This window comes from Pseudomonas sp. H9 (assembly GCF_004353925.1).
GTDB lineage: Bacteria > Pseudomonadota > Gammaproteobacteria > Pseudomonadales > Pseudomonadaceae > Aquipseudomonas.
Window position 1 is genome coordinate 66,936 of sequence record NZ_SMOK01000005.1, and the last position, 13,245, is coordinate 80,180.

Annotated in this window: 13 protein-coding genes; 11 read left to right on the top strand and 2 right to left on the bottom strand. The window is 60.9% G+C overall.

The window, feature by feature from the left end:
* Nucleotides 1-6: 6 nt before the first annotated feature.
* From E1573_RS04055 to E1573_RS04065, 3 genes are all read left to right on the top strand, one after another.
* Entirely contained in the window at nt 7-630 is a 624-nt protein-coding gene (locus E1573_RS04055) for a glutathione S-transferase family protein (protein WP_133210877.1), read from the top strand.
* Between the two features lie 138 nt (nt 631-768).
* Nucleotides 769-1,713 (top strand): ABC transporter ATP-binding protein, encoded by a 945-nt coding sequence (locus E1573_RS04060; RefSeq protein ID WP_133210879.1) that lies wholly within the window; start codon nt 769-771, stop codon nt 1,711-1,713.
* The gene (locus E1573_RS04065; protein WP_133210881.1) at nt 1,710-2,489 is read left to right on the top strand and encodes an ABC transporter permease; all 780 of its coding nucleotides are present in this window, start codon (nt 1,710-1,712) and stop codon (nt 2,487-2,489) included. The genes E1573_RS04060 and E1573_RS04065 overlap by 4 nt, the downstream gene beginning before the upstream one ends.
* On the opposite strand, the gene E1573_RS04070 is transcribed toward E1573_RS04065, so the two are convergent.
* The gene (locus E1573_RS04070; RefSeq protein ID WP_133210883.1) at nt 2,457-2,999 is read right to left on the bottom strand and encodes a DUF2062 domain-containing protein; all 543 of its coding nucleotides are present in this window, start codon (nt 2,997-2,999) and stop codon (nt 2,457-2,459) included. The genes E1573_RS04065 and E1573_RS04070 overlap by 33 nt on opposite strands.
* Before the next feature lie 143 nt (nt 3,000-3,142).
* Here E1573_RS04070 and E1573_RS04075 point away from each other — a divergent pair, with 143 nt between their 5' ends.
* From E1573_RS04075 to murB, 8 genes are all read left to right on the top strand, one after another.
* Nucleotides 3,143-5,365, top strand: coding sequence for a DNA internalization-related competence protein ComEC/Rec2 (locus E1573_RS04075; RefSeq protein WP_133210885.1), 2,223 nt, complete (start codon nt 3,143-3,145; stop codon nt 5,363-5,365).
* A gap of 70 nt (nt 5,366-5,435) precedes the next feature.
* A complete protein-coding gene (locus E1573_RS04080) occupies nt 5,436-6,071 on the top strand; it encodes a MotA/TolQ/ExbB proton channel family protein (RefSeq protein ID WP_165957292.1) in 636 nt (211 codons plus the stop codon).
* The gene (locus tag E1573_RS04085; protein ID WP_133210887.1) at nt 6,068-6,499 is read left to right on the top strand and encodes a biopolymer transporter ExbD; all 432 of its coding nucleotides are present in this window, start codon (nt 6,068-6,070) and stop codon (nt 6,497-6,499) included. Before E1573_RS04080 ends, E1573_RS04085 begins: the two co-directional genes overlap by 4 nt.
* On the top strand, nt 6,499-7,509 hold the full coding sequence (lpxK, locus tag E1573_RS04090) for a tetraacyldisaccharide 4'-kinase (RefSeq protein ID WP_133210889.1): 1,011 nt from the start codon (nt 6,499-6,501) through the stop codon (nt 7,507-7,509). Before E1573_RS04085 ends, lpxK begins: the two co-directional genes overlap by 1 nt.
* 38 nt (nt 7,510-7,547) lie before the next feature.
* On the top strand, nt 7,548-7,733 hold the full coding sequence (locus E1573_RS04095) for a Trm112 family protein (protein ID WP_133210891.1): 186 nt from the start codon (nt 7,548-7,550) through the stop codon (nt 7,731-7,733).
* The gene (gene kdsB, locus E1573_RS04100) at nt 7,730-8,494 is read left to right on the top strand and encodes a 3-deoxy-manno-octulosonate cytidylyltransferase (protein ID WP_133210893.1); all 765 of its coding nucleotides are present in this window, start codon (nt 7,730-7,732) and stop codon (nt 8,492-8,494) included. The genes E1573_RS04095 and kdsB overlap by 4 nt, the downstream gene beginning before the upstream one ends.
* Nucleotides 8,494-8,958: a low molecular weight protein-tyrosine-phosphatase gene (locus tag E1573_RS04105; protein ID WP_133210895.1), complete on the top strand. Its 465-nt coding sequence runs from the start codon at nt 8,494-8,496 to the stop codon at nt 8,956-8,958. The genes kdsB and E1573_RS04105 overlap by 1 nt, the downstream gene beginning before the upstream one ends.
* Nucleotides 8,955-9,974 carry a UDP-N-acetylmuramate dehydrogenase gene (gene murB, locus E1573_RS04110; protein ID WP_133210897.1) on the top strand — a complete coding sequence of 340 codons (1,020 nt, stop codon included), beginning with the start codon at nt 8,955-8,957 and terminating at the stop codon, nt 9,972-9,974. Before E1573_RS04105 ends, murB begins: the two co-directional genes overlap by 4 nt.
* Nucleotides 9,975-10,109: 135 nt before the next feature.
* Here the strand turns inward: murB and rne are convergent, their stop codons facing one another.
* Nucleotides 10,110-13,226, bottom strand: a complete 3,117-nt coding sequence (rne, locus tag E1573_RS04115) for a ribonuclease E (RefSeq protein ID WP_133210899.1) — start codon at nt 13,224-13,226, stop codon at nt 10,110-10,112.
* Between the last annotated feature and the right edge of the window lie 19 nt (nt 13,227-13,245).

Consider the following 13,245-nt stretch of genomic DNA (forward strand, 5'->3'; position numbering starts at 1 on the left):
GACGTTATGCTCAAGATCTGGGGACGGAAGAATTCGACCAATGTCAGGAAAGTACTGTGGTGCGCTGAGGAGTTGGGGCTTGAGTATGAGTCAATTAATGCCGGTGGTGCTTTCGGTCTGGTCAACGAAGCGCAGTACCGGGCGTTGAACCCCAATGGCCTGGTGCCGATGATCGAGGACGACGGTCTGGTGCTCTGGGAGTCCAATGCCATTGTGCGCTACCTGTCGGCCAAATACGGGGTCGACTCGGGTTGGTATGTCAGCGATGCGCGCCAACGCGCAGAGGCGGACAAGTGGATGGATTGGGTGACATCGTCGCTAGCCGCACCTTTCCGGCCGCTGTTCTGGGGCATTCTGCGCACCCCGGCTGAACAGCAGGATTGGGTCGCGATCAACGCCGCGCACAAGACTTGCGCGCAGTTGTTGTCTATCGCCGATCAGGCCTTGGCTGAACGACCTTATCTGTCGGGCGACGCCCTTGGCATGGGCGATATCCCCCTGGGCTGCTTTGCGTATGCCTGGTTTGAGATGCCCATCGAACGCCCGCAGATGCGTCATCTGCGCGCCTGGTACGAGCGCCTGCAGGAGCGCCCGGCCTATCAGACAGCGGTGATGACCGCGTTGACTTGATCATTGCGGTCAGCCTGATAGTTATTATCGATACACATGACTGTACTTGTATGGCCTGGGCAAGCACCATGGACATATTCACTGCGACCGGCCTGCCCGGTCGCGTCTTGAACCCCACACACTGGTACGCGACCCGCTATGAGTTCTGCTCTGTCCATAAGGCAGCTAACCAAAACCTACGGCAACGGTTTCCAGGCCCTCAAGGGCATTGATCTGGATGTAGCCGAGGGTGATTTCTTTGCCTTGCTCGGCCCCAATGGCGCCGGTAAATCCACCACCATTGGCATTCTTTCAACCCTGGTCAACAAGACCAGCGGCACCGTGAGTATTTTCGGCAACGACCTGGATCGTCAGCCTGCTGCGCTTAAACGCAGCATTGGCGTGGTGCCGCAGGAGTTCAACTTCAACCAGTTTGAAAAGACCTTCGATATTGTCGTGACCCAGGCCGGTTACTACGGTATCCCGGCCAAGGTGGCCAAGGAGCGCGCCGAGAAATACCTGACTCAGCTGGGCTTGTGGGACAAGCGCGATGTGCCGTCGCGCTCGCTGTCGGGCGGCATGAAGCGCCGCTTGATGATTGCCCGGGCGCTGATCCACGAGCCACGTTTGCTGATTCTCGATGAGCCGACTGCCGGTGTGGATATCGAACTGCGCCGCTCGATGTGGAGCTTTCTCACTGAGCTGAACCAGCAGGGCATCACGATTATCCTGACCACCCACTACCTGGAAGAAGCCGAACAGTTGTGCCGACACATCGGCATCATCGACCACGGCACCATTGTGGAAAACACCAGCATGCGTGAATTGCTGGGTAAGCTGCATGTAGAAACTTTCCTGCTCGACCTCAAGGCCGACCTGGCTCAGGCGCCGCAGCTGATCGGCTATCCGTGCCGCTTGATCACACCAAATACGCTGGAAGTGCAAGTGGATAAAGGCGTGGACAATGAGGCTGGCATCACCGGGCTGTTTAGTCAGCTGGCGCTGCAGAACATCGAAGTACAAAGCCTGCGGAATAAAACCAACCGCCTTGAGGAGTTGTTCGTGTCATTGGTTGAGAAAAACCTGGCGAAGGTGGCGGTATGAGTTCGGAACTGAGCGCCAACCTGGTTGCCCTCAATACCATTGTTTATCGCGAAGTTCGTCGTTTCACCCGGATCTGGCCACAAACCTTGCTGCCGCCGGCGATCACCATGGTGCTGTATTTCGTGATCTTCGGAAACCTGATCGGTCGGCAGATTGGCGACATGGGCGGGTTCACCTACATGGAGTACATCGTGCCGGGGTTGATCATGATGTCGGTGATCACCAACTCCTACGGCAACGTGGTGTCGAGTTTCTTCGGCAGCAAGTTCCAGCGCTCGATCGAAGAATTGATGGTTTCGCCGGTTTCGCCTCACACCATTTTGATTGGCTACACCTTGGGTGGCGTATTGCGCGGGCTGGCAGTGGGGGTGATCGTTACCATCCTGTCACTGTTCTTTACCCACTTGCAGGTCCATCACCTGGGGGTGACCGTTCTTGTGGTGTTGCTGACGGCAACGATCTTCTCGCTGCTGGGTTTCATCAACGCGGTGTTTGCGCGCAACTTTGACGATATTTCGATCATTCCGACTTTCGTCCTGACGCCGCTGACCTACCTGGGTGGGGTGTTCTATTCCATCACCCTGTTGCCGCCGTTCTGGCAGACGGTGTCGTTGGCCAACCCCGTGCTGCACATGGTCAACTCGTTCCGCTACGGCATTCTGGGCGTGTCGGACATTCGCATCGGCGTAGCCATCACCTTCATGCTGGTGGCCACGGCGGTGCTGTACTTCGGTTGCGTGCGCCTACTGGTCAGTGGGCGAGGAATGCGTAGCTGACAGCTTTTGCTTGCGCCGGTGCCATTGCCGGCCTACCCACCAGCGCCAGTAGAGCATGGTCAGGCAGTAGGCCAGGGCACCGAGCAGCAAGCCGCACACCACCGAGCCGAGCAGAAAGGGCTGCCACAGTGTTGCCAGCTCGCCGGTGATCCATTCGAAGGTCAGTTCTTCTGGCAGGGTTCTGGGTGGGACTTGCATCAGCCAGGCGCCCATCTGGTACGTGCAGTAGAACACCGGGGGCATGGTGAAGGGGTTGGTCAGCCACACCAGGCTGACGGCAATCGGCATATTGCCGCGCACCAGGATCGCCAGGCTGGCGGCCAACAGCATTTGCATCGGCACCGGAATGAAGGCAGCGAACAGGCCGACGGCCATTGCTCGCGCCACCGAATGTCGATTCAGGTGCCAGAGGTTCGGGTCGTGCAGCAGCCGGCCGAGAAAGCGTAAGGATTTGTGTTCCCTGATGCTGGTCGGATCGGGCATGTAGCGTTTAAAGAGACGACGCGGCATGTAGGCTCTCGACTGGGTGAAGGGGGCAAGTATGCACTGAATCTAAAAAGCCCCCATTACAGACTTTGTGACAATTATTGAGAGAGGGGCTGCCCGTCCTGATCTAAGCCTCAGGGAGTGAAAAGCTTCTGGAGCTGTAAACCATGCGCACAGGGATGTTGGCGCTGGCACTGGGCTTGCTGAGCCTGCGTGTTTTACCGGTACTGCCATCGGTCGGGATGATCGTGTTGTTGGCCCTTGCCGGGTTGATTAGCCTGCTGTGGCGCAGCCGTGTGCTGGGTCTGTTTCTATTGGGTTTGAGCTGGGCGAGCCTGTCGGCGCAGCAAGCGCTGGAAGATCGCCTGGCACCTGCGCTCGATGGGCGCACCCTGTGGTTGGAAGGGCGGGTGGTCGGTTTGCCCCGGCACAATGGCCGATCCGTGCAGTTTGAACTCGATGCGCCGCAGTCGCGCCGCGCCGAGCTGCCGCAACGCATGCAGCTCAGTTGGTTCGGCGGGCCTGCGGTTAACAGCGGTGAACGCTGGCGGCTGGCGGTGACCCTCAAACGTCCGCATGGTCTGCTCAACCCGCATGGCCCGGACCGTGAGGCGGCCTTGCTGGCTCGCCGAATTGGCGCTACCGGCAGCGTCAAGGCCGGCACGCTGCAAGCGCCTGCTCAGGGCGCCTGGCGCGATGCTGTGCGTCAACGTGTGTTGAGTGTGGATGCGCAGGGGCGGGAGGCCGAGCTGGTCGCGCTGGTGCTGGGCGATGGTGGCGGGCTGAGCCGCGACAGCTGGCAAGCGCTGCAGGCGACCGGCACGGTGCATTTGCTGGTCATCTCCGGGCAGCACATCGGTCTGTTGGCCGGCCTGGTGTACGGGTTGATTGCAGGCCTGGCACGCTTGGGTGTTTGGCCTCAGGCCTTGCCTTGGCTGCCTTGGGCGTGCGCAGCAGCCTTCCTGGCTGCCTTGGCTTACGGCATGTTGGCCGGATTTCAGGTGCCTGTACAACGGGCGTGCGTGATGTTGGCGGTGGTGTTGCTGTGGCGCTTGCGCTATCGCCACCTAGGGGTAGGGGTCCCCTTGCTGTTTGCGCTCATTGCGGTGCTGGTATGGGAGCCGTTGGCCAGTCTGCTGCCGGGCTTCTGGTTGTCATTCAGCGCGGTTGCGGTGTTGTTGTTCGCCTTTAGCGGTCGCTTGGGTGGCTGGCACCCCTTGCGGGCGTGGGGGCGGGCGCAGGGATTGATTGCCGTGGGATTGTTACCGGTGCTGATGGCGCTGGGTTTGCCTGTCAGCCTCAGTGCGCCGCTGGCCAACCTCATTGCAGTGCCGTGGTTGAGCCTGGCGATATTGCCGCTGGCATTGCTGGGCACGCTGTTGCTGCCAGTGCCGATGCTCGGACAAGGGGGACTCTGGCTGGCGGGCGGGATGCTTGAAGGTTTGTTCAGCCTGCTGGCGTACCTGGCGCAGTGGCAGCCTGCTTGGACGCCGGCGTCGCTGCCCTGGCTCGTCTGGCTGATGCTGTGCCTGGGGGTTTTCTTGCTGTTGCTGCCTGCGGGATTGCCGATGCGTGCACTGGGCTGGCCGGTGTTGCTGTTGGCGGTATTCGCCCCTCGAGAGCGGATCCCTCACGGCCAGGTGGAGGTGTGGCAACTGGATGTGGGGCAGGGGCTGGCGTTTGTGTTGCAGACCCGCCAGCACACCCTGTTGTATGACACCGGACCTGCGCTTGGCGACCATGACCTGGGAGAGCGGGTGGTGCTGCCGACCTTGCACAAACTGGGCGTCAAAGAGGTCGATCTGATGCTTTTGAGCCATGCGGACGCCGACCACGCAGGCGGTGCATTAGCACTCAAACGTGGTTTGTCGGTGCGTCAGGTGCGTGGTGGCGAAGCTGGGAAGCTGGCGTCCGCGTTGCAAGCGCAACCGTGTGTCAGTGGCGAGCGTTGGCACTGGGATGGCGTTGGCTTTTCTGTCTGGCAGTGGCAGGGGGCTGGCGATAGCAACCAGGGCTCTTGTGTGTTGCTGGTGGAGGCTGCGGGCGAGCGCTTGCTGCTCACCGGTGACCTGGATGCCAGAGGCGAACGGGCATGGCTCAAGGACTGGCAGGCCACTCAAGTGGACTGGCTACAAGCCCCGCACCATGGCAGCCGTACCTCATCCAGCCAGGCGTTGCTGACGGCGACGGCTCCCCGTGGTGTGCTGCTCTCACGTGGCCGCTACAACGCCTTCGGGCATCCGCACGCCGAGGTGCTGGAGCGTTACCGGACTAATGGTATCGAGGTGTTCGACAGCGCTGAGCAGGGTGCGTTGCGTCTGCGCCTGGGGGCTTTCGGCGAGCCGCAGGGCCAGCGTAGCCTGCAGCGCTTCTGGCGTGACCCCAGTTGACGACCTTCGGCAGATGAGTGCCCAAGGGTCCTATGGTAGAGTGGCGGACTTTTTCAAGGGGATGCTAACTGTGTGGGAATTGGTCAAGTCCGGTGGTTGGATGATGCTGCCGATCATTCTGAGCTCCATCGCTGCCATGGCTATCGTCGCCGAGCGTCTCTGGACCTTGCGCGCCAGCCGGGTCACCCCACCGCATCTGCTGGGGCAGGTGTGGCTGTGGATCAAGGACAAACAACTGACCAGTGACAAGCTCAAGGCCTTGCGCGCCGATTCGCCGCTGGGCGAGATCCTGGCAGCCGGCCTGGCTAACTCGCGCCATGGCCGCGAGATCATGAAAGAGTGCATTGAAGAGGCTGCGGCTCGGGTCATTCATGAGCTGGAGCGTTATATCAATGCGCTGGGCACCATCGCGGCGATGGCGCCATTGCTTGGTTTGCTCGGTACCGTGCTGGGTATGATCGATATCTTCAGTGCTTTCATGGGCACCGGCATGTCGGCCAACGCTGCCGTATTGGCCGGTGGTATTTCCAAAGCGCTGATCACCACCGCCGCTGGCTTGATGGTGGGCATCCCGTCGGTGTTCTTCCACCGCTTCTTGCAACGCCGCATCGACGAGCTGGTCGTTGGTATGGAGCAAGAGGCGATCAAACTGGTTGAAGTGGTACAGGGCGACCGTGATGTTGACCTGGCCGAGGGCAAGGCGTGAAATTCCGGCGCAAGCCACGGGAGACCGTGGACATCAACCTGGCGTCACTGATCGACGTGGTATTCATTCTGCTGCTGTTTTTCGTGGTGACCACCACGTTTACCCGGGAAACTCAGTTGCGGGTCGAGTTGCCAGAGTCGGTCAGCGGTGCGCCAGCCCCTGACAGCGAAGTCAAGCAACTGGAAATCACCATCAGCGCCGATGGCGTTTATTCGTTGAACAACAACCTGTTGCCCAAGAGCGATCTGGCCACCTTGATCGAAGCCCTGCAGAAAGAATCTGCCGGAGATACCAAACTGCCGTTGTCGATCAGCGCCGACGGCAAAACCCCGCACCAGGCGGTGGTCACTGCCATGGATGCGGCCGGTAAGCTCGGTTTCAGCCAGTTGCGCATGACCACGGTCGAGGCGGCTCAGGGGACACCTTGATGGCCTTGGCTGATCGTTTGCTCAAGGCCTGGTACACCGGGCATCCGGCACTGGCGCTGTTACGCCCGCTCGAAGCCCTCTATCGCCGGGTAGTGCTGCGCAAGCGCGCGCGTTTTCTGAGCGGGGAGAGCGCCAGTTACCGCGCACCGGTGCCGGTGATCGTGGTTGGCAACATCACGGTGGGGGGGACTGGCAAGACGCCGATGATCCTCTGGCTGATCGAGCATTGCCGTCAGCAAGGCCTGCGTGTTGGTGTGGTCAGTCGTGGTTACGGCGCCAAGCCGCCACATTTGCCCTGGCGGGTTCGCGCTGATCAGAGTGCAGCCGAGGCTGGTGATGAACCTCTGTTGATCGTGCAGCGCAGCGGTGTGCCATTGATGATTGACCCCGACCGCTCTCGTGCGGTTCAGGCATTGTTGGCCTCTGAAACGCTCGATCTGATTCTCTGTGATGACGGTATGCAGCATTATCGTCTGGCACGCGATCTTGAGCTGGTCTTGATCGATGCTGCTCGCGGCTTGGGTAATCGCCGTTGCCTGCCAGCCGGGCCGCTGCGTGAGCCGGTGGAGCGCTTACAGGCGGTCGATGCGCTGCTGTACAACGGCGCCGTGGCTGACCGTGACGACGGTTATGCGTTTACCCTCAAACCTACCGCACTGGTCAACCTGCGCAGTGCTGAGCGTGTAAGCCTGGAGCATTTCCCTGCCGACCAGTCGGTGCATGCCGTGGCCGGCATCGGTAACCCACAACGTTTCTTCAACACCCTGCTGGAGCTAAAATGGCGGCCTGTGCCGCATCCTTTTGCCGATCATGCCGAGTACAGTGCGCGAGCCCTGAGCTTCAGCCCGGCACTGCCGCTAATCATGACCGAAAAGGACGCCGTCAAATGCCGTGCCTTTGCAGCGGATGACTGGTGGTACCTGGCAGTCGATGCTGTGCCTTCACCGGCTTTTGTGGCCTGGTTGGACGGCCAGCTTGAACGGCTGTTGCAGAGGCCATCGAAGCCCTGATTCTTTACTTTTTCCGGCCCCTGGCCTGAGGAATATTCATGGACACCAAATTGCTCGACATCCTCGCCTGCCCGATTACCAAAGGCCCGCTCAAACTCAGTGCCGACAAGACCGAGCTGATCAGCAAGGGCGCTGGCCTGGCTTATCCGATCCGCGACGGTATTCCGGTGATGCTCGAAAGCGAAGCGCGCACCCTGAGCGATGAAGAGCGCCTGGAAAAATGAGCCTGATTTTCACTGTGGTGATTCCTGCACGGTTGGCATCCACCCGCCTGCCGGGCAAACCGCTGCTGCCGATCGCTGGCAAGCCAATGATTCAGCATGTCTGGGAGCAGGCGTGCAAGAGCAGCGCTAGTCGGGTAGTCATTGCGACCGATGATGCCGGTATTCATCAGGTATGCGAGGCGTTCGGCGCTGAAGTGCTGATGACCCGTAAGGACCATGATTCTGGCACTGACCGCCTGGCTGAAGTGGCCACCAAGCTCGGGCTGGCGGCGGATGCCATCGTCGTCAATGTCCAGGGTGATGAGCCGCTGATTCCACCGGTTATCATTGACCAGGTGGCAGCCAACCTGGCGGCACATCCTGAAGCCGGGATCGCCACGCTGGCCGAGCCGATCAGTGACGTGACGGCGGTTTTCAATCCCAATGCTGTCAAAGTGGTCAGCGACTGCAATGGCTTGGCCTTGACCTTCAGCCGTGCGCCATTGCCCTGGGCGCGGGATGCCTTCGCGCAGGGGCGTGACACACTGCCTGCAGGGGTGCCGTACCGTCGGCATATCGGCATGTACGCCTACCGTGCCGGCTTTCTCCAGGATTTTGTCGGCTGGGGCCCGTGCTGGTTGGAGCAAACCGAGTCGTTGGAGCAACTGCGTGCGCTCTGGCACGGCGTGCGTATTCATGTCGCCGATGCCATTGAGGCGCCGCCGGTGGGGGTCGATACCCCTGAAGACCTGGAGCGCGTACGGCGCATTCTGGAGGCCTGATGCGGGTTCTGTTTGTGTGCCTGGGCAACATCTGCCGCTCGCCCACCGCTGAAGGCGTGCTGCGTCACCAACTCCGGGCTGAAGGCCTGGATGCCTTGATCGATGTGGCTTCGGCCGGTACCGGTGACTGGCATGTCGGCAAGCAGCCTGACAGCCGTACTCGTCGCGCCGCGCAATTGCGCGGCTACGATCTGTCGCAGCAGCGCGCCCAACAGGTAAATGCCGGGCACTTCAACGACTATGACCTGATCCTGGCAATGGACAAGAGCAATCTTGGTCATTTGCGCGCTATGCAGCCGACCGGTGCTAAAGCCGAGCTGGATTTGTTCCTGCGCCGCTATGAAGGAGTGCTGGATGAAGTCCCGGACCCTTACTACGGCGGCGAGCAAGGTTTTGAGCAGGTGCTTGACCTGATCGAAGCCGCTTGTCAGCGATTGGTCATCGAACTCAAGGGACGTTTATGAGCGGGCAGTGGCAGGAGCAGGTATCGCTCAAGCCGTACAACACCTTTGGTATCGATGTCAGGGCACGGTATTTCACCGAAGCGCACACTGATGACGATGTTCGCCAGGCGCTGGCACAGGCGAAGGCTCAGGACGTACCGGTGTTGGTCATCGGCGGTGGCAGCAACCTGCTGCTGACGGGCGATGTGCAGGCGTTGGTGATGCGCATGGCCAGCCGTGGCCTACGCATTCTGGCCGATGATGGCCAGCGGGTGATCGTCGAAGGCGAGGCTGGGGAGCCCTGGCATCCATTCGTTCAGTGGAGCCTGGCTCAGGGGTTATCGGGGCTGGAGAACCTCAGCCTGATTCCCGGTACCGTTGGTGCCGCGCCGATGCAGAACATTGGTGCCTATGGGGTCGAGATCAAAGATGTATTTGCGGGGCTCACCGCGCTGGACCGGCAAACGGGTGAGTTGCGTGACTTCGATCTGGACGAGTGCCAGTTTGCCTACCGCGACAGCGTATTCAAACAGCATCCAGGGCGTTGGCTGATTCTGCGGGTGCGTTTTGCCTTGAGTCGCGTGATGCACGCGCACCTGGATTACGGCCCCGTGCGCCAACGCCTGAGCGAACAAGGTATTAGTCAGCCGACAGCGCAGAATGTCAGTGACGCGATTTGCAGTATTCGTCGGGAGAAACTTCCAGACCCGGCGGAGCTGGGCAACGCTGGGAGCTTCTTCAAGAACCCGGTGGTTGCCAGCGAACAGGCCGAGCAAATTCGTGCGCAGCATCCGGGGCTGGTCGCTTATCCACAGGCTGACGGGTTGGTGAAGCTGGCTGCGGGCTGGCTGATTGAGCAGGCGGGGTGGAAGGGCTACCGTGAAGGAGACGCCGGGGTGCATCGCCTTCAGTCGTTGGTGTTGGTCAACTATGGCCAGGCCAGTGGTCTGCAGTTGCATCAGCTGGCGCAAAAAATCCAAAGCGATATTCTTGAGCGCTTTGGCGTCCGTCTGGAGATGGAACCAAACCTGTATTAAGCGTCTGTAGGAGCGGGCTTGCCCCGCGACTGCGATGTGCCTGTCAGGTTGCAATCGCGGGGCAAGCCCGCTCCTACAGGTGGCCATAAAAAAAGCCCCGCCAGTTACCTGGCGGGGCTTTTTATTGCCTGGGCGTCAGACGAGCGGCTTTTGCTCTTCTGCCGTTTCCGAAGCTTCAGCGGCTGCAGCTGCGGCAGCAGCGGCTTCAGCTTCACGCTTGCGGCGGCGCACTTCACGAGGATCGTTAGGTGCACGACCGTTCGGCAGCATGACTACCGGGGCTTCGGCCGCAACAGGCTCGGCTGCCGGGGTTGGCGCCGCGACAACAGGTGCTGGCTCGACAACAACCGGGGCAGCTTCAGCTTCAACCACTGGCGCCTGAACAACTTCAGGCTCGCGTGGGGCTTCAACTACTGGCTCGGCAACCACGGCAACTTCAACCGGCGCTTCAATGGCTGGCTGAGGGGCGACTTCGACAACCGGCTCGATGCTCGCCTCAACCACAGCCACAGGTTCGCTGACCGGCTGCTCGACCACAGGGGCGATGGCCACTTCTTCAGCGATTACAGGCTGCTGTACTTCAACTGCGGCAGGCTCGGTTGCAACAGGCTGGGCTTCTGCAACGGCTTCAACAGCGTCGGCTACAACGACGTCAGCAGGGGCTTGAGCAGCTACTGGGGCAGCCTGCTCAACGGTTGCAGTGGCGCGTTCGGCCTGGACGTTAGCTTGGGCTTCGGCTTCAGCGCTGATGTTGCTGGTGGCAACAGCGGCTGTCACGGCCAGGCCTGCGGCCAATTCAGCAGCCGATGGCTCGTTGCCTTCTTCTGCGGCGTCTTCGGTGCCTTCAACAACATTGCCATTGGCATCACGCTGACGCTCACGGCGGTTGCTGCGACGACGTTGACCGCGGGAGCGGCGACGTGGGCGTTCGCCTTCGGTGCCTTCCTGGTTCTCGTCCTGCAGCAGTTCTTCGTTTGGCAGTTGCTCGTCAGCAGCTTCAGCTTCAGCTTCGGCCGGGCGAGGCTGACGCTCTTCGCGTGGAGGGCGAGGTTGACGCTCTTCACGTGGGGCGCGTTCTTCGCGTGGTGCACGTTCTTCGCGTGGCGCGCGTTCTTCACGTGGCGCACGTTCTTCGCGTGGTGCACGTTCTTCACGGGCAACGCGCTCTTCACGAGGCTGACGCTCTTCACGTGGAGCGCGTTCAGGGCGCTCTTCACGCACCGCCGGAGTCGCATCCAGCGGTTCACGCAGTTCACGGACCGGGCGCTCTTCGCGAGAGCGGCGTTCTTCACGCGGTGCGCGTGGCTGACGCTCTTCACGAGGCTGGCGCGGGGCACGCTCTTCGCGGGCCTGGGTTTCTTCACGGGCTTCGCGTGGTTGACGCTCTTCACGCGGTGCGCGCTCTTCGCGAGGCTTGCGGTCTTCGTCTCGACGACCGTTGCGGTTGCGGCTCTGCTGGCGACCGTTACGGCGCTCTTCGTTACGCTGCGGGCGTTCGGTAGCCGCTTTTTCGGCGACCACTGGGGCGGCAGCAGGCTCTTCCTTGCCGGCGAACAGGCTGACCAGCGACTTCACCAGACCTTTGAACAGGCTTGGCTCTGGCGCAGCGTGCACCGGTGCAGCAGGCTGCTCCGGAGCGGTAGGGACCGGAGCATTGGCGCGAGCCGGTGCGGTCTTGACCGCTGCTTCCTGGCGAACCAGGGTGCGGGTGGCTGCAGCTGGTTGGGCTTCTTCGGCCTCGGTGGCAGCAATTTCGTAGCTCGACTGGCTGCTCAGGGCTTCCGGGCTGTCGTCGCGCAGGCGCTGGACTTCGAAATGCGGGGTTTCCAGGTGGTCGTTCGGCAGAATGACGATACGTGCGCGAGTACGCAGTTCGATCTTGGTGATCGAGTTGCGTTTCTCGTTGAGCAGGAAAGCTGCAACCGGAATTGGCACTTGAGCACGCACTTCAGCGGTGCGGTCTTTCAGGGCTTCTTCTTCGATCAGGCGCAGGATGGCCAGCGACAGGGATTCGACATCACGGATGATGCCGGTGCCGCTGCAGCGTGGGCAGACGATACCGCTGCTTTCGCCCAGGGATGGACGCAGGCGCTGACGGGACATTTCCAGCAGGCCGAAGCGCGAGATACGACCGACCTGTACGCGGGCGCGGTCGGCTTCCAGGCATTCGCGGACTTTCTCTTCGACGGCACGCTGGTTCTTGGCCGGCGTCATGTCGATGAAGTCGATGACGATCAGGCCGCCGATGTCACGCAGGCGCAACTGGCGGGCGATTTCTTCAGCCGCTTCCAGGTTGGTCTGCAGGGCGGTTTCTTCGATGTCGCTGCCTTTGGTGGCGCGTGCCGAGTTGATGTCGATAGACACCAGGGCTTCGGTCGGGTCGATGACGATCGAGCCGCCGGACGGCAGGTCGACCACGCGCTGGAAGGCGGTTTCGATCTGGCTTTCGATCTGGAAGCGGTTGAACAGCGGAACGCTGTCTTCATACAGCTTGATCTTGCTGGCGTACTGCGGCATCACCTGGCGGATGAAGGTCAGGGCTTCTTCCTGAGCGTCGATGCTGTCGATCAGTACTTCGCCGATGTCCTGGCGCAGGTAGTCGCGGATGGCGCGGATGATGACATTGCTTTCCTGATAGATCAGGAAAGGGGCGGCGCGGTCCTGGGAGGCTTCTTTGATCGCGGTCCAGAGCTGCAGCAGGTAGTCGAGGTCCCATTGCATTTCTTCGCTGCTACGGCCAAGGCCAGCAGTACGTACGATCAGGCCCATGTCGGCAGGGGCAACCAGGCCGTTCAGGGCTTCGCGCAATTCGTTGCGCTCTTCGCCTTCGATGCGACGGGAAATACCGCCGGCACGCGGATTGTTCGGCATCAGCACCAGGTAGCGGCCAGCCAGGCTGATGAAGGTGGTCAGGGCTGCGCCCTTGTTGCCGCGCTCTTCTTTCTCGACCTGGACGATGACTTCCTGGCCTTCGCTGAGCACTTCCTTGATGTTCACCCGGCCTTCCGGGGACTTCTTGAAGTATTCGCGGGAAATTTCTTTCAGCGGCAGAAAGCCGTGACGTTCGGAGCCGAAGTCGACGAATGCGGCTTCCAGGCTGGGTTCGATCCGGGTAATCCGGCCTTTGTAGATGTTGGCCTTTTTCTGCTCACGAGCACCGGACTCGATGTCCAGGTCGTAGAGACGTTGGCCGTCCACCAGAGCTACACGCAACTCTTCGGGTTGAGTCGCGTTAATCAGCATTCTTTTCATGTAATACCGTCGGTTTCCG

What these genes read in the sequence shown, in the direction of transcription:
- E1573_RS04055 (WP_133210877.1), top strand. Translation starts at nt 7, where the DNA reads ATGCTCAAGATCTGGGGACGGAAGAATTCGACCAATGTCAGGAAAGTA.
- E1573_RS04060 (WP_133210879.1), top strand. Translation starts at nt 769, where the DNA reads ATGAGTTCTGCTCTGTCCATAAGGCAGCTAACCAAAACCTACGGCAAC.
- E1573_RS04065 (WP_133210881.1), top strand. Translation starts at nt 1,710, where the DNA reads ATGAGTTCGGAACTGAGCGCCAACCTGGTTGCCCTCAATACCATTGTT.
- E1573_RS04070 (WP_133210883.1), bottom strand. Translation starts at nt 2,999, where the DNA reads ATGCCGCGTCGTCTCTTTAAACGCTACATGCCCGATCCGACCAGCATC.
- E1573_RS04075 (WP_133210885.1), top strand. Translation starts at nt 3,143, where the DNA reads ATGCGCACAGGGATGTTGGCGCTGGCACTGGGCTTGCTGAGCCTGCGT.
- lpxK (WP_133210889.1), top strand. Translation starts at nt 6,499, where the DNA reads ATGGCCTTGGCTGATCGTTTGCTCAAGGCCTGGTACACCGGGCATCCG.
- E1573_RS04095 (WP_133210891.1), top strand. Translation starts at nt 7,548, where the DNA reads ATGGACACCAAATTGCTCGACATCCTCGCCTGCCCGATTACCAAAGGC.
- kdsB (WP_133210893.1), top strand. Translation starts at nt 7,730, where the DNA reads ATGAGCCTGATTTTCACTGTGGTGATTCCTGCACGGTTGGCATCCACC.
- E1573_RS04105 (WP_133210895.1), top strand. Translation starts at nt 8,494, where the DNA reads ATGCGGGTTCTGTTTGTGTGCCTGGGCAACATCTGCCGCTCGCCCACC.
- murB (WP_133210897.1), top strand. Translation starts at nt 8,955, where the DNA reads ATGAGCGGGCAGTGGCAGGAGCAGGTATCGCTCAAGCCGTACAACACC.
- rne (WP_133210899.1), bottom strand. Translation starts at nt 13,226, where the DNA reads ATGAAAAGAATGCTGATTAACGCGACTCAACCCGAAGAGTTGCGTGTA.